General features: G+C 67.0%; 11 protein-coding genes. 4 read left to right on the top strand and 7 right to left on the bottom strand.

What is annotated here, in order from left to right; genetic code table 11:
- Positions 1–50: 50 nt before the first annotated feature.
- Both GobsT_RS00820 and GobsT_RS00815 read right to left on the bottom strand, forming a co-directional pair.
- Positions 51–983 carry an HTTM domain-containing protein gene (locus GobsT_RS00820; protein ID WP_010046247.1) on the bottom strand — a complete coding sequence of 311 codons (933 nt, stop codon included), beginning with the start codon at positions 981–983 and terminating at the stop codon, positions 51–53.
- The gene (locus tag GobsT_RS00815; protein WP_148087561.1) at positions 980–1,723 is read right to left on the bottom strand and encodes a hypothetical protein; all 744 of its coding nucleotides are present in this window, start codon (positions 1,721–1,723) and stop codon (positions 980–982) included. The genes GobsT_RS00820 and GobsT_RS00815 overlap by 4 nt, the downstream gene beginning before the upstream one ends.
- A 171-nt stretch (positions 1,724–1,894) precedes the next feature.
- Here GobsT_RS00815 and GobsT_RS00810 point away from each other — a divergent pair, with 171 nt between their 5' ends.
- Positions 1,895–2,917, top strand: a complete 1,023-nt coding sequence (locus tag GobsT_RS00810) for a YgfZ/GcvT domain-containing protein (RefSeq protein ID WP_010046249.1) — start codon at positions 1,895–1,897, stop codon at positions 2,915–2,917.
- Positions 2,918–3,025: 108 nt separating this feature from the next.
- Here the strand turns inward: GobsT_RS00810 and GobsT_RS00805 are convergent, their stop codons facing one another.
- The 3 genes from GobsT_RS00805 to GobsT_RS00795 all read right to left on the bottom strand — a co-directional run bounded on the left by GobsT_RS00805 (position 3,026) and on the right by GobsT_RS00795 (position 5,211).
- On the bottom strand, positions 3,026–3,766 hold the full coding sequence (locus tag GobsT_RS00805; RefSeq protein ID WP_148087560.1) for a hypothetical protein: 741 nt from the start codon (positions 3,764–3,766) through the stop codon (positions 3,026–3,028).
- A 119-nt stretch (positions 3,767–3,885) separates the two neighbouring features.
- A complete protein-coding gene (locus tag GobsT_RS00800) occupies positions 3,886–4,308 on the bottom strand; it encodes a 2Fe-2S iron-sulfur cluster-binding protein (RefSeq protein WP_010048371.1) in 423 nt (140 codons plus the stop codon).
- Positions 4,309–4,428: 120 nt separating this feature from the next.
- Positions 4,429–5,211, bottom strand: a complete 783-nt coding sequence (locus GobsT_RS00795; protein WP_010048372.1) for a BON domain-containing protein — start codon at positions 5,209–5,211, stop codon at positions 4,429–4,431.
- Between the two features lie 217 nt (positions 5,212–5,428).
- Here GobsT_RS00795 and GobsT_RS00790 point away from each other — a divergent pair, with 217 nt between their 5' ends.
- Positions 5,429–6,337, top strand: a complete 909-nt coding sequence (locus GobsT_RS00790; protein ID WP_010048373.1) for a sugar phosphate isomerase/epimerase family protein — start codon at positions 5,429–5,431, stop codon at positions 6,335–6,337.
- Between the two features lie 314 nt (positions 6,338–6,651).
- Entirely contained in the window at positions 6,652–7,791 is a 1,140-nt protein-coding gene (locus GobsT_RS00785) for an alpha/beta hydrolase family protein (protein ID WP_010048377.1), read from the top strand.
- Between the two features lie 54 nt (positions 7,792–7,845).
- On the opposite strand, the gene GobsT_RS00780 is transcribed toward GobsT_RS00785, so the two are convergent.
- Positions 7,846–9,825 (bottom strand): hypothetical protein, encoded by a 1,980-nt coding sequence (locus GobsT_RS00780; RefSeq protein ID WP_010048380.1) that lies wholly within the window; start codon positions 9,823–9,825, stop codon positions 7,846–7,848.
- Positions 9,826–9,963: 138 nt separating this feature from the next.
- On the opposite strand from GobsT_RS00780, the gene GobsT_RS00775 reads away from it, so the two are divergent.
- On the top strand, positions 9,964–11,715 hold the full coding sequence (locus tag GobsT_RS00775; RefSeq protein WP_010048383.1) for a M90 metallopeptidase family protein: 1,752 nt from the start codon (positions 9,964–9,966) through the stop codon (positions 11,713–11,715).
- Positions 11,716–12,360: 645 nt separating this feature from the next.
- On the opposite strand, the gene GobsT_RS00770 is transcribed toward GobsT_RS00775, so the two are convergent.
- Positions 12,361–13,593 (bottom strand): hypothetical protein, encoded by a 1,233-nt coding sequence (locus tag GobsT_RS00770; protein ID WP_148087558.1) that lies wholly within the window; start codon positions 13,591–13,593, stop codon positions 12,361–12,363.
- Between the last annotated feature and the right edge of the window lie 266 nt (positions 13,594–13,859).

The following is a 13,859-nucleotide window of genomic DNA, read 5'->3' as shown; positions in this document are numbered from 1 at the left end:
ACAGCCGACGCTGCCCAGAAGTGTAACCGACCGCGGCCCCGGGGTGTAGGTTACGGCCCCGCGGGCGACTGTGAGGCGACGCCGCAGCGACCGCGGAGCCGCTCCCAGGGCACGAATGCCGTGTAGCAGGCGATCGAGTACAGCGCGAACGCGCCGACTTCGAGCGTGAGCAGGGTGCCGAGGTGGAACAGTACCCCGAGCACCAGTGTGGGCACACGTGTGAGGCGCCAAACGGCCAGTACCGGGAATCCCAGTTCCCAGCCGAGCGTAACCAGCGCCGAAAGCCGGTGCGCCCAAACCGGAACCTGGTTCGCCGTTCCCGGGCACAGCGACCACCCGAGGTCGTGCGAGGCCCAGTACATCACGTACCCGCTCCGCCAGATCGGGCTGAGAACCTTGTAATAACCGCTAAAGAAATACAGGCACGCGAGTTGTACGAACAGCACCTTCACCGGCCACCCGGGAACCACGATCGGGCGCGGGTCGGTGCGATTGCGGAGCGACGCCACGCCCCACACCGCACCCGAACAACTCACGGCGGTCATCAGGAACAAGGTGTGCCGAAGCCGGTCACCGCCGTTGTGCAGCCCGGGGTTGAAGTTCCACACGGAAACCGCGCACGCCCACGCCACCAGCCCGCTCAGCAGCGGTCGCCAGCCCACAAGAAGGGCCACCGCCGAAGCGACCCACACCGCGAACAGGGCTTGCGCGCCCCACGCCTTGGGTAGCCAGCGCAGCGCGGACCAGTACGCGTGATCGGCGCCGAACCGGCTCTCGTACAGGTGGTCCCCCACGGCGTCGGGCGAAAAGAACTTCGTGAAGTGCGGGGCGTACCCGAGTCCGATGTCGATCAGAAGCACGAGCGCGGTGGCGACGCGCAGGGCCGCGACCCGCTCCGCGGGGATTTGCTCGTTCCACCAGTTCCACCGCGACAGCGGCCAGGGGAACCACGGCCGCACGCCCACCGCTCGCAGGTCACTCAAGGGTTGCCCTCCCGCACCGCGACGAACCGCTTCGCGACCACGTCGAACGCTTCCAGCTCGTTGGTATCCGGGTGCCACCGGGCGTACGGCCGCTCCTCGATCGTGCGCGGCACATCGGCCGGCTCCTTGGGATCGGGGGTCGAGATGTAGCGGTGCTTCAACACGACCGTGGTCGGGCGCGTGCGGTGCGGGTTCGCGGCCGAGTACACGCTCAGCCGCCCCCGGAGCCACGCCCGGATCTCGGCCCCGCTCGCGCGGATCTCGTCCGGCAGGGTGGTCCACACCTGCGGGTGCTCCGCGATCGCCTCCGCGCTCGCGTACCACACCGGGTACACGAACTGCGTCTCGAAGTGGTGGTCCCGGTAGTGGATCAGCGGCGCCCGGAGCGGCGGGCGCGTCAGGTCGCGCGGCTCGTAGCGCGAAAGGAGGGTGTCCCGGGAACCGTCAGCCCACTGGAATTCGGTCGCGACGAACACCGAATACGGCGGCGGCCCCGGGGTGAACAGCGACCACCCTTGCTCCTGCCCGCTAGCCTCGGTCCAGAACTCGAGCACGCGACCGACGGCTTCGGCGGTCCGCTGGAGCGGCTCACTGTCGGTGAACGTCCCCCGCGCCTGGAGCGTGTTCGCGCTTGGTTCGGGCGGTCTCCCTGACGGGCGGAGCGGCACGAGCAGCATCAGGTTCGTGGCCGGAATCGCCACGAGCTGCCACACCGCGAACAGGCCCACGAGCACACTCACGCCGCACTTAATGCACGAACACGACGGGGGTGAGGGCGTGCTCATAAGCGACCACGAAAAGGGAACGGGCGTGTCCGAACCCTAGTACACCTTCGCACACATGGCGCGGCCGCTTTTTCGGCCGCGTGCGTAAAATCTCGTGTGACGCCAACAGACCTACGGACCCGCGCGATGAACCTTGCCTCCACACTGTCCGGCCCGCCCGAGTACCAGGCCGCCGTCACCGGCGCGGCGCTGTTCGACACGTCGGCCGCGGCGAAGCTCGTGCTGACCGGGCCGGACGCGCCGATGTTCCTCGGCAACCTGAGCACCAACGACACCAAGGAGCTCCCGCTCGGCGGCGGGTGTGAGGCGTACTTTTGCGACCCGCGGGCCAAGGTCAAGTTCCAGACCTGGATCTACCACATCCGGCTGAGCGACGGCCGGCACGCGATGTGGGTCGAAACCACCGCCGGCCGCAACACGGAACTGGTGCAGTACCTCGACCGCTACCTCATTTCCGAACAGGTCGAAATCGCGGACCGCACCGCGGACTTCGCGCAGCTCCACCTCGCCGGCCCGGGCGCGGCGGCGGTCCTCGGTACGGCACTCGGCGAACCGGTGCCGGACCTGCCCCCATTCGCCCACATGGAACGGACGTTCGGCGGCACCGCGACGTGCTCTCTGCGGCGGCGTGACCAGCTCGGCGTGCCCGGTTTCGATATCGTTTGCCGCACCGACGTGGCCGACGGCGTGCGGCGGCTGCTGTCGGCCGCCGGTGCGGTGCCCGCCGGCCCCGACGTGTTCGAGACGCTCCGCATCGAGGCCGGGGCGCCGGTGTTCGGCAAGGACATCGACGAGAACCGCTTCGTGATGGAGGTGGGCTTCGCGCCCCGCGCGGTCAGCTACTCGAAGGGGTGCTACCTGGGCCAGGAGCCGATCGTGATGGCCCGCGACCGCGCCGGTCACGTGAACCGTGCGTTTCTGGGTGTAAAGGTTCTGGAAGGCGGGCCGCTGCCCGCCGGCACGAAACTCTTTCGCGACGGTGCCGAGGTCGGGCTGGTGACATCGAGTTGCGATTCGCCGCGACTCGGCGCCCCAATCGCGCTGGGCTATTTGAAGTGGAAGCACCAGGAACCGGGCACGAAGATGGACGCCGAAACCCCGACCGGCAAGCGCGCGGTGGAGGTGCTGGGGCTACCGCCGGTAAAGTGACCGAATGACGAGGGCTCGTGAGTGAAGGTGACGGTTGCCCTCACTCACGAGCCCTCGTCGGCGTCTGACAACGCCGCTGCGACGCGCCTCACCCTGCGGAAAGCGGCACTACTTCGGCCAGGGCAGTTGCACCGGCAGCGACAACCACCCCTGCGATTGTGCGACGTGCAAGCCGGTGTACACGATTAACCCTAGCCCGGCGAAGCCGTACAGGTTCTTGAAGAAACCGGAACGGAAGAGCCGGCCGGGCGGGCCGAACAGTTCGCAAATGCCGTCGAACAAACCGTTGAGAGCGACGAACGGGATCGCGGCAAGCGGCACCGGAACGTCCGCCCCCGAAGGTGCCGGAGCCGGCGTTGGTGGCGCCGCGGGCTTCGGCACCGGAACGGGAGTAACCTTCGACGCCGGAAACGTTGGAGACGGAACCGTTTGCTTCGGTGCGGACGCCGCCGGTGCAGGAGCGCTCTTCGGCGCTGGCGTCGGTGGAGCCTTCGGCGCAGGAGCCGCGGCCACCGGCTTCGGCACAGGTGTCGGGGCCGGAGCGGGCGCGGGGGACGCCTTCGCGACCGGCGTGGGGGGCGGTGGAGGCGTCTGTACCGCCGGCGGCTCAAACTTGAGCGTCGCGGGCGGTTGAGTCGTCGCGAGATGAGCCAAAGACGGTGCCGGAACCGGCGGTTCCGGGCGCCAGTTTGGTGGCCCCGGCGGTTGGACCGGCGGGGGCAAAGGTGCCGTCTGGGTCGGCGGATCGACCGGCGCCAGCGGCACCGTCAGCATCTTCTGAAGTAGGGCATCGAGTTCATCAAGCTGCTGGCGCGTCAAATCGTTCGGGCTGGGTGGGGCGGTGGCCATGAGAATCCTTCCGCGGCCGGAGCCGTGTCGCGCCCGAAACTCAGCACCGGGACGCACCGGTCAGGAAGTCTAGCCCCACGTCGGGACGGAAAAAAGGGCAGTCGCGCGCCGGCACCGGCCTAATGGTGGCCTTCCTTCACTTCGTTCCGGTTCCATTTCGGGATCAGCACGATCAGATCTTGCGTTCCGTTGGGAACACACTGACACGCCAGCCGCGAGTCCGGCGACAGCGCCGGAGCCTGATCCAGTTCGTCCTCTTCGTCATCGGTCGCGTTTGAGCAACTGCTCCCACCTTTTTGAACGTGAACGTGGCACGTCGAACACGCGCACACGCCGCCGCACGAGTGGTTAATCTCGATCCCGGCGCCGTCGGCGATGTCGAGCACGCTTCCGTCCAAACCGATATTACCGAACGGAAACGTCGCCGGGTCCACCACCACTTCGGTGCTCTTACCCGTCGCCTCGTCCACGAACGTGACTTTGAACGGCTGGGCGGCCTTCTGCGCCGAAGCCTTCTGAATATACGGGTTTATGCCCGCCATGATTGGTCTGCCGCATCGGGTACGAAATAGCTCCTATCCAGTATCATATTCACCCGAAGCAAACAAAAAACGGCCCGCGAACACCCTGTTCGCGGGCCGCGGCGTTTTTCCGTTCGTCCGCTACTTCGGCGTAACCGGGTAGGTCAGCTCGTTGGTGATGGCGCGGACGCCCGGGGTGAGTCGGATCAGCCCTTCGGCAAGTCGCTTCTCGTCGTCATCTCGCACGGTGCCCCTGAGCGTAACGTTGTTGTTCGCGTCGACGACGACCTGCACCGAGGTGGGGTTCGCCAGCCCGCTCGTATCAATGGCGCCGCGCAGTTCGGCGTTCAGCCGGGGGGGGGCCACCGGCGCCGCCGGGAACTGCAACTGCGCCGTGTAATTGATCTGCACCGGCAGGGGGATCAAAATGCCGCTCTGCGTCGAGCCGGTCGTTCCCGTGCGGCCGGTTGTGCGGCCGGTCGTACTGGTTCCCGTGCGGCCGGTCGTGCTCGTGGTCGTGGCACCGAACAGTGGCGACCCGAACCCACCGCCGCCGCTCGTGGAAGAGATCCCAAGTGCGTACGGGTTCCCGTAGAAGGTGCTGAACACGTTCGACTTCTGGAGCGTGCTGGTGCCGGTGGTGATGCCGATGTCCGTAAACTGCAAGTTCTGCTGTTGCAGGCTCTCCAGCGCGCTCGAGTTCAAAGCGTCGGTGCTGCTGGACCCGCTCGTGCTGCTGGTCCCGGTCGTGCTGGTCCCGGTCGTACTCCCGCTGGAAATGCTGCCGGTGCCGGTCGTCGTTCGGGTCGTCCCGGTCGAACCCGTTCCCCCGGTCAAACCAGACCCGCCCGAGATTTGGGCGAATGCCGGAGCGGCCGACGCCGCGAACACGACCGCGCAGGCCCAAGCCTTCAGTCCGCTCATCGGCTCTCCCTTATCATTTGTGGTTCGCGGTGGTATGCTGCGGGCCGCAACATCAGTGCCGGTATTATCGACCGCCGGCGCGGGCCAGTCCAGCGATCCGGTGATGAGAAAGCGAGTAATCTCCGGCCCGAGAGCGCGGTTACAGGGCGGCATCCCCTTCGGTGGCGGCCCTCCGGCCTCAAAGACAAACACCCCACTCGCCATTTTTGGAGTTCCGATGCAACTGGGCTTCGTCTCGGCCATTCTCGGCGACTTGCCGCTGGAGCAAGTGTTGGCGTTCGCGGCAGACGAGGGGTTCGCGTGCGTCGAGCTCATGTGCTGGCCGCCCGGAAAGGCCGACCGCCGGTACGCGGGTGTGACGCACCTCGATGTCACCGATTTCAGCGCCGCGACCGTAACGGGCGTTCAGGACCTGCTCCGCATCCACCGGGTCGCCGTGTCGGGGCTCGGCTACTACCCGAACCCGTTGGACCCGGACCCGGCCCACCGCGCGCTGGTGAGCGACCACCTCATCAAGGTGATCGAGGCGGCGGCGAAGCTCGGGGTGGGGGTGGTGAACACGTTCATCGGGCGCGACCCGACCGGGACGGTCGAGGCGAACTTCGAGCTGGTGAAGCAGGTGTGGCCGCCGATCCTGGACGCGGCCCGCCGCGCCGGGGTGAAAATCGGTATCGAGCACTGCCCGATGCTGTTCAGCGCCGACGAGTGGCCCGGCGGCAAAAACCTGGCGTCGTGTCCGGCGCACTGGCGGCGGCTGTTCGAAATGTTCCCCGACGCGCCGCTGGGCCTCAACTTCGACCCCTCGCACCTGATCTGGCAGTCGATCGACTGCGCGAAAGCGGTCCGGGAGTTCGGCCCGCGGATCGTTCACGCACACGCCAAGGACGAGCGCATCGACCACGCCCGGTTGCACGACGTGGGGGTGATGGGGTTGGGCTGGCACGTGCCGAAGCTGCCCGGGCTGGGGGACGTGAAGTGGAGCGAGTTCTTCGCGGCCCTCACCGACACCGGGTACGACGGCCCGGTGTGCATCGAAGTCGAGGACCGCGCGTACGAAGGCTCGCTCGCCGCCCGCCAGCGGGCGCTGCGGCAGAGCCGTAAGTTCCTGGAGCAGTTCATGGGGTAGCGGAAAGCCGAACGTACTCCGTAAAAGCGGTGAGGGAACACGAAGCCGCACCAAGCGAGGCGCAACGAGTTTCGAGAGCGGACATCTGGGGCGTGCGTCGGCGGTACCAGCGGCGCACGTCCCCTCCGAGTTCTCGCCGTCCACTTCATTCGCGCCTCGTGGCGTGTTTTCGGGCTCCTTCGGGAGCCCTTGTGGCGTGCCCTTCCGCCGTTCCCCCCTGTGCCGCCCCTCTGGCATCGCGCGCGCCAACGACGTATGATCGGGGTACGTTCCTCACGTATCGCTCCCTCCCACTTCGCCGACGAGGACTGGTCATGCGACGCTGGTTAGCGGCCCCGGTTGTGCTGTTCGCCGCCATCGGCTTGGCGTCCGTGAGCGCGCCGCGCGCGGCGGCCCAGCCCGCGCCGCCCGAAGAAGAGTCGTTCCTCACCGCCGACGGGGTGCAGCTCAAGGGCGTGTTCCACGCCACCGACAAGAACGCCGGCGCGGCCCCGGTGGTGGTGTTCATGTACCCGCCCGGCGCGGACCGGGACATGACCAAGGGCGACTGGGTCGGGCTCGCGCAGTTGCTCAACAAAAACGGCTACCACGTGTTCCGGTTCGACTGGCGCGGGCACGGCAAGAGCAACGACATCAAGGACACGCGCCGGTTCTGGGAGAACTCGTACCTGAACGGCCCCGGCAACTTCAACGCCTACATCCGGGGCGGCCCGCCCCGCAAGCCGGTCAAAAACGAGCTGTTCGTCAAGGACCTGACCCGGGCGGAGCGGTACTTCCCGGTGTACCTCAACGACCTCGCCGCGGTGCGGCTCCACCTGGACACGAAGAACGACAACCGGACGATCAACACCAGCTCCATTTACCTGCTCGGGGCCGGCGACGCGGCGACCCTGGGGATGGCGTGGCTGACCACCGAGTGGCAGCGCCCGGCCGTGTTCCCGGCCCCCGGACTGTTGGGCCTGAACGTGGCCGGCTACGAGTTCGTGCCGCAGCGGCTCACCGGCGCGTTCCCGAACGAGGGCGGGCAGGACTTCGCCGGCGCCATCTGGCTCAGCCCGAGCCGCCCCGCGTCCGTACCCGACACGCTGGTCAAGCAGTGGGTGTCCACCTACTCGTCCAAGATCCGCGAGTTCAACCCGATGCTGTTCCTGTACGCCGACAAGGACGCCGCCGGGAAGAAGCAGGGCGAGTTCTTCTTTAACGAAGTGTTGGTCGCCAACCCGAAAAAGACGTCCGGGCTGAAGCCGCTCGATCAGACGTTCCTCACGGAGGTCAAAGGCGCCCAGCAGTTGAGCGGGGTGAAGCTGCTCGGTAACGGGAACCCGAAGGTGGAGGACACCATCCTCCAGTTCATGACCGCCATCCAGAAGGAGCGGGCCAAGGTCCCGTCAAAGACCCGGGGCTACAACAACCCGTATTTCATCGACCTCCGGTTCTACGGGTTCAAGCCGTAACGCGAGAAGCGGCGGGGGCGAAACGATCGCTCCCCGCCGCTCCGTTCATCACGGCTACTCCCCGGACGCTTTCCGCACCTCTTGCTCCAGCGCGGCCATCGCCTTGCCGACCTGGTTCGCGTCGGCCAGCAGCTTCTTGTCGGCATCGCTCGCCGGGTCCAGTTGCGCGACCAGTTCGTTCAACTTCACCACCGCCGTACTGAAGACGGTCAGCAGTTTGCGCATGGTCCAGGTGTCCTTGTGCTTCTTGCACTCGTCCACCGCGTTCCGGATCAGCGGGAGGCTGTCCCGGAAGTCCGCGACCGTCTGCACCCCGGGCCACGTCTTCAGCAGGTAGTCGCGGGCCTTCTGGTGCGCCTCGTCCTTCACTTTCCACTCGGCCGCGAGCTTGTCCTTGCGGGCCTTCACGTCCGCGTCGCCCGGGATCAGGAACGCCAGTTGGTCGTAAGCCGCGAGCGCCTCGTCCACGTCCCCGCGGGCGAGCAGCAGCGCGATGCGGGCGTTAATCGCCTCGGCGTGGGCCTCCTTGGCCGCGACGGACGGGTCGTTCTCCCGCGCCACCACCTTCGCGATCTTGTCCCGGTGCCCGGCCAGTTGCGCATTGTACGTCCGCAGGGCCGCGAGGTTCTGTTCCGCCTTCGCCAGGATGGCGTCGACGTTGTCGGCCTTCTGCACGCGCGGCGCCTGCTCTTTGAGCCGCGCCAGCTCGTCACTCAGGGACTTGTCCGCCGCGTCGGCCGCTTTGAACCCGTCCTCGGCGCGGGCCAGCGCGTCGGCGTTCTTCTGCTTACTAATGAGGTTCGCGACCGCCTCGAAGCACACGGACTGGGCCTGCCGCGCGTCCGCCGCTTCGGTCGCCGTCTTGAGGACGGCCCGCTCGAACGCCGCCCGCTCCTCCTTCGCGGGGTCGATGTCGAACGGGATCGTCACCGGGTCGTCGCTGAGGATCGGCACCGGGAACTGTTTGGCCTGCGACGGCCCGAGCGCCACCGTGACGCACGCCACGTTGGCCAGCGGTCGCTGCGACCGGAACTGGTACGTCGCGTTATCGAACGCGCACACCTCCGACGGGTCGCCACCCGTGCTGAAGGCGCGGTCACTGGCACGCACGCTGACCGCCGACGCGGTCTTGTACACCACGCCGTCGGTACTCGCCAGCCGCACCGCGACCGGCGCGCTGATCGTCCCGAGCTTCATGGCGCGGTACCCGATCACGCCGCCGGTCACCGGCATGGCGTTCTGGTACCGCGTGAGTACGGCGCAGCGGCAGCTCCCGTCGGCCCCCACGTCGAGCACCTTCAGCAGGGTAAAGTCGCGCGGCGTCGAAGTGAGCCCCGGGGGCGGGACCGAGCCGGGCGGGGGTTCAACGATTTTCCCCGTCGCCGTCCGGACGACCGGGGCCGGGCGGTTGGTCTTCCGCACCGCCGCCACCGCAAACACGTCTCCGGTCCGCACAACACCCTTGACCGACCCTAACCCGGCGCCCCGGACCAACAGGCGCGCCTCGTCGGGCCTGCCGACGACCGGTTCGACGGTGCCGACCGGGCCGAAATCGCGGTCGAGCATCAGCCCGGCGGTGCGCCCGGCCAACTCCGGTGCCCGGATCGTTTGCGTGCGGACCAGCGGCGATGACAGGCCGGTAAAGCCGTCGTACTGGCGCGCCGCGAGGTAGATTCGTCCGTCGCGGTGCTCGACCCTCAGGAAGTGCGTCTTCGCACCGGTCAGGTCGCGCGGTGCGTCGAGCGCCGCGAACCCCTTGTCGTCGAACTGCTGTAGCAGCGTGTCTCCGGCGCGCGCGCGTGCCGCGAGATCGACCACCTCGACCGTGCCGAGAGCGCCCAGCCCGGGTTGGAGAGCGGCGAGCACATCCCGCTTGAGGCGCTCGCGGAACTCGGGTGTCAGCAGCGGGTGGGGCTTCACCGAGACCACTACCCGCCAGACGTAGGGCTGTTTCGGCTCGGCGTCCAGTTGAGCGAGCGCCGGCGTCGCGCTCAGGATTACCGCAGCGGCGGCGAGAATCAGTTTGCGGGTCATGGGTGCTCCGGCGGGCGGTGGGAGTTGAGTGTACCACATCGCGCCGCCCGTGTGAGCCCGCGCCGGTTGCACCGCGCCCCGTCCCGCGTTACATTGTCTGTCAGCCGACCGAACGAAGGGCGTTATTCCGGGAGCACCATGCGCACCCTCACCCTCCTCGCGCTGACCGCGTGCTCCTGGCCCGCCGGCGCCCAGGAGCCGAAACCCCAACCCAAAGCCCAGGCCGATAAGAACGAGCCGGTCTCCGGACGAAAGACCAAAAAAATCGAGGGCTTCACGTTCCTCATAAGCGACGAGGCGCTAGCGGCCGACGCGTCCAAATACGAGCGCCCGCCGCTCGAGGTGCTCGAGCACGAGTGCAAGCACCTCACCAAGATGCTGTCACCGAAAGCGGTCGACCTGCTCCGCCGGTTGACCGTGTTCGTGAACTGGGACGAGCGTGTCTCGCTCAGTAACGGGCGCCAGGGCGCCGCCCTGGCAACGTATTACGGCGGCGGCCCGCAGCTCCAGGTGAAGGAGGGGCGGCACCCGCTCCAGGCGAAGACGGTCACCATCCACAGCCTCAAATCGCTCACCGAGCAGCGGCAGCCGAAGAACGACGGTCGGGCCAAATCCCTGCTGCTCCACGAGTTCGCACACGCGGTTCACGACCAGTTGTTCGGCTTCGACCACGCCGGAATCCGGGCGGCCTACGAACAGGCGATGGAGCGGCGGCTTTATGAGAAGGATTTTTACGCGGCGACCAACCGCATGGAGTTCTTCGCCGAGCTGAGCTGCGCCTACCTGGACCAGTTGCACCACTACCCGCACAACCGAGCCGAGCTGAAGAAACACGACCCGGTCACCTTCAAGACGCTGGAATCGCTGTGGGCCGGCGCGGCCACAAAGGTGACCGTCGAACCCCTCTACGCGGAGAAGCGCGACACCGCTCTGGCACTGCCCGAAGACATCAAACTCGGCCCCGCCCTCGCCGGCCCCAAGCCGCCGGCGGAGTTGAAGGGTCAGGTGGTACTGGTTGGATTCTGGGGCGGGGCGCACACGAACGTGCTGAACCGACTCGACCGGCTTCAGGGAGAGTTGGGCGAGTACGGGCTGGTGGTCCTGTGTCCGCACACCTACGTCCGGGACGACGAGTTGGTGCGAGAGGACGGTGAAAAGCGTGCGCCACGGGTCGCGGTGCTGAAAGCGGCCTTTGTGCGCGAGGGCACCAGCGACTTCAAAACCCAGCCCGCCGGTCACGTGCTCGTGTTCGACACGGCCGGAAGGTGCGTTCACCGCGGTTCCGCCTACGACGCCGACGAACCCGTCCGGGCCGCAGTCGGCAAGGCGCTGCTGACAACCGCGGTCGGGGACGATGTGCCGAAAGCGTTCAAGCCGGTCGCCGACGCGTTCGCCGCCGGTGCCACACCGGTGGCGGTGATCCCCAAACTGATTCCGCTTCTGACCTCGGCCGACGAAGCCACCAAAACCGCGGCCAAGAAGTTGCACGATCGGATCATGGCACCGGGCCAGAAGGTGTTCGACGGCGCGCGAGCGGGTGCGAAAACCGACCCGCTCGGTTCGTTCCTGGCCGCCGAGCGAGTGGCAGCAGATTTTAAGGCCACCCCACTCGGGCCGAAGGCCACAGCGCTCCTAACGAACCTCCGCGGCGACAAAGCGGTGGCGGCGGAGCTGAAAGCTCGCGCTCAAGCGGCTGAGATCGAAAAAACCGCCACCAAGCTCCGCGGCCAGGAAGGAAGCTTCGACCCGGCGGCGGCCGAATTTCAGGCCAAGCACCGGCCCGCGCTCACGCAGTTGAAAACGCAACTCGACCAGTTGCGGAAGCAGCACCCGAACGCGCGAGCCACCGCCGACGCCGAAAAGGCCGCCCGGGAGTTCGGCGTGCAGTGAGCACCCCGGCCGTAACGGCGCGTGGCTACTTCGACCGCGCCGAAGCGCGTGTCGAAGGCGCGTGCGTCTTCTCCGAACGAGCTTTCGCGTTGGCGTTGCCCACCCGAGGCGAGGGCAATGTGGCACTCAATCGCGACGGAGAGGCCAAGACCATTTTGACAGGATCGACAGGACAAACAGTATTTCAAATTGGTCTCAGTAGTTTCAAGTTCGCGACAGCCGCGACGGGATCAATCGCCAGCACGGAACACGCCCAGGTGCCACCCGCCTGCCTCAGCAGGCGGGTGGCGCACAACCAACGAACTTGAAACGACTGGATCTGTCTTCACTCTGTCAAAATCGGTCTTCATAAAAGCGCGCGGCCGGCGCGGGCCGAAACGGAGCCGCGACCGGCCGCCCGTTCCGCCACCGCTTCTGGCGCTTGATCCGTCTCCCTGTGTCGTTGCAAACACATTTCCGGCACGTGGTGCGGGGTTCAAACGCTCAACTCGCAAGGCCGGCGCCACCAACTGTTGGTGGCGCCGGCCTTGCGAGTTGCGAAGCGGCGGCTGTAAACGAGAACCCCCGCCCGGGTGAGGGAGCCCGGGCGGGGGTGACTCGACCGGGCGAACGGGGTGCCCGGTCAGTCGTGCTCGCGGAGACGACTTAGTGGCAGCAGGCAGCGGCCGCGCCGGTCGCGGCCGGGGCCGCGCACCCGCCGCAGTCGGCGATCGGGGCGCACTCGTTCTTCTTGCACAGCTTCCCCTTCAGGCCGCCGAGCTTGCCCTTCAGGCGGTCCAGGACGCTGGCCTTGGCAGCGGTGCTGCAGGCCGGGGCGCACGCGTCGCCGCAGGCCGGGGCGCACGGGGCGGCCACCACCACGTCCTTCTCAACTTCCTTGGCCACCATCTTGCAGACCTTGACCTTCTCTTGCACCGGCTCGCACACCGTCACCTGGCGGGTCGCGGTGTACGGCACGCACTTCTTCACGTTCACGGTCTTGGTCACGGTCTCGACGGTCGGCACGCACTTGGTCTTGCAGACGGTCGTCGGCACCATCTTGGTGACGCACTCGTAGGCGGTCACGGTCTTCTGGGTCGGCACGCACTCGTACACGCAGACGGTCTTCTGGACCGGGCGGCACTCGTAGGTGCAAACGGTCTTGCAGACCGGCACGCACTCGGCGACCTTCTTGCACACGGTGACCGGCTCGCACACGGTCTCACGGACCTTTTCGGTCTTGCAGCCGCTCACGGTGCGGGGGCACGGGTCGTAGCACGGGTCGCAGATCTTCTTGAGGCGGTCGCCGATGGTCGGCCCGAGTTCCTTGCAGTACGGCACCTGCACCTTGTGCGTCACCGTCTTGCTCTTCATCTCGGTGACCATCACCGTCTTCCACTGCGTCTCGTTCACCGTGATGGTCTTGGTGACCGGGACGCGCTCGTTCACGGTGATCGTCTTCTGCACCGGGACGCGCTCGTTCACGGTGATCGTCTTCTGCACCGGGACGCGCTCGGTGACGCACCGGTTCTCGACCACGTTCTCGGTGACCAGCTTGTTGACGGTCACCTGGCAGGTGATCGTCTCCGGGACGCACTCCCACTTGTGCGCCGTGTAGGTCTCGGTCTTGGTGACCGGCTTCATCACGGTGACCGTCTCTTCGACGTACGTGGGCACCCACTCGGTGACCTTGACCTTCTGGGTAGTCGTGGCCGGGGCCGCCGGGCCGCAGCCGGGGGCCGCGCACGGGTCGGCCGCGGCCGTCGCGCACGGGTCGCAGGCGTCTTTCTTCTTGCCGAACAGTTTGCCGCCGAACGCGTGCGCGTCGCCGACGACCAGACCGATCAGGGCCGCACAGGTGGCGGTCATGACCCACGCCTTCAAACGCATAACGCTCATGGTGACCCTCTCTCGAACTCCGGGTTTCAGCCCACCGCTGCCGCCGTCACGACCATCCATTCGTCGCGGGTTCCGGCCGCTGCTCTCAGTGTGCCTGCGGTAGATATGACAGCGCCCCGCAACTTGGGAAAGCAAACCAAGCTCGGTAAGGCACGGAAACCCGTTAATTTGCGTGGCGATCTGCGGGCTGGCGAAAGAGGTACAATTGTGCCGACTCTGCGAGTCCGAGAAAGGCGCCTGATGGCACGGGTTTTAGATAGACAACA

This window comes from Gemmata obscuriglobus, from assembly GCF_008065095.1.
In the GTDB taxonomy this organism is placed as follows: domain Bacteria; phylum Planctomycetota; class Planctomycetia; order Gemmatales; family Gemmataceae; genus Gemmata; species Gemmata obscuriglobus.
Note: the sequence above shows the minus strand (reverse complement) of the source record. Positions and strands in the feature narration are given on the sequence as shown.

Coding starts and splice junctions, on each gene's coding strand:
- GobsT_RS00795 (WP_010048372.1), bottom strand. CDS start 5,211: ATGAGCGGACTGAAGGCTTGGGCCTGCGCGGTCGTGTTCGCGGCGTCG.
- GobsT_RS00775 (WP_010048383.1), top strand. CDS start 9,964: ATGCGCACCCTCACCCTCCTCGCGCTGACCGCGTGCTCCTGGCCCGCC.
- GobsT_RS00770 (WP_148087558.1), bottom strand. CDS start 13,593: ATGAGCGTTATGCGTTTGAAGGCGTGGGTCATGACCGCCACCTGTGCG.
- GobsT_RS00785 (WP_010048377.1), top strand. CDS start 6,652: ATGCGACGCTGGTTAGCGGCCCCGGTTGTGCTGTTCGCCGCCATCGGC.
- GobsT_RS00790 (WP_010048373.1), top strand. CDS start 5,429: ATGCAACTGGGCTTCGTCTCGGCCATTCTCGGCGACTTGCCGCTGGAG.
- GobsT_RS00800 (WP_010048371.1), bottom strand. CDS start 4,308: ATGGCGGGCATAAACCCGTATATTCAGAAGGCTTCGGCGCAGAAGGCC.
- GobsT_RS00805 (WP_148087560.1), bottom strand. CDS start 3,766: ATGGCCACCGCCCCACCCAGCCCGAACGATTTGACGCGCCAGCAGCTT.
- GobsT_RS00780 (WP_010048380.1), bottom strand. CDS start 9,825: ATGACCCGCAAACTGATTCTCGCCGCCGCTGCGGTAATCCTGAGCGCG.
- GobsT_RS00810 (WP_010046249.1), top strand. CDS start 1,895: ATGAACCTTGCCTCCACACTGTCCGGCCCGCCCGAGTACCAGGCCGCC.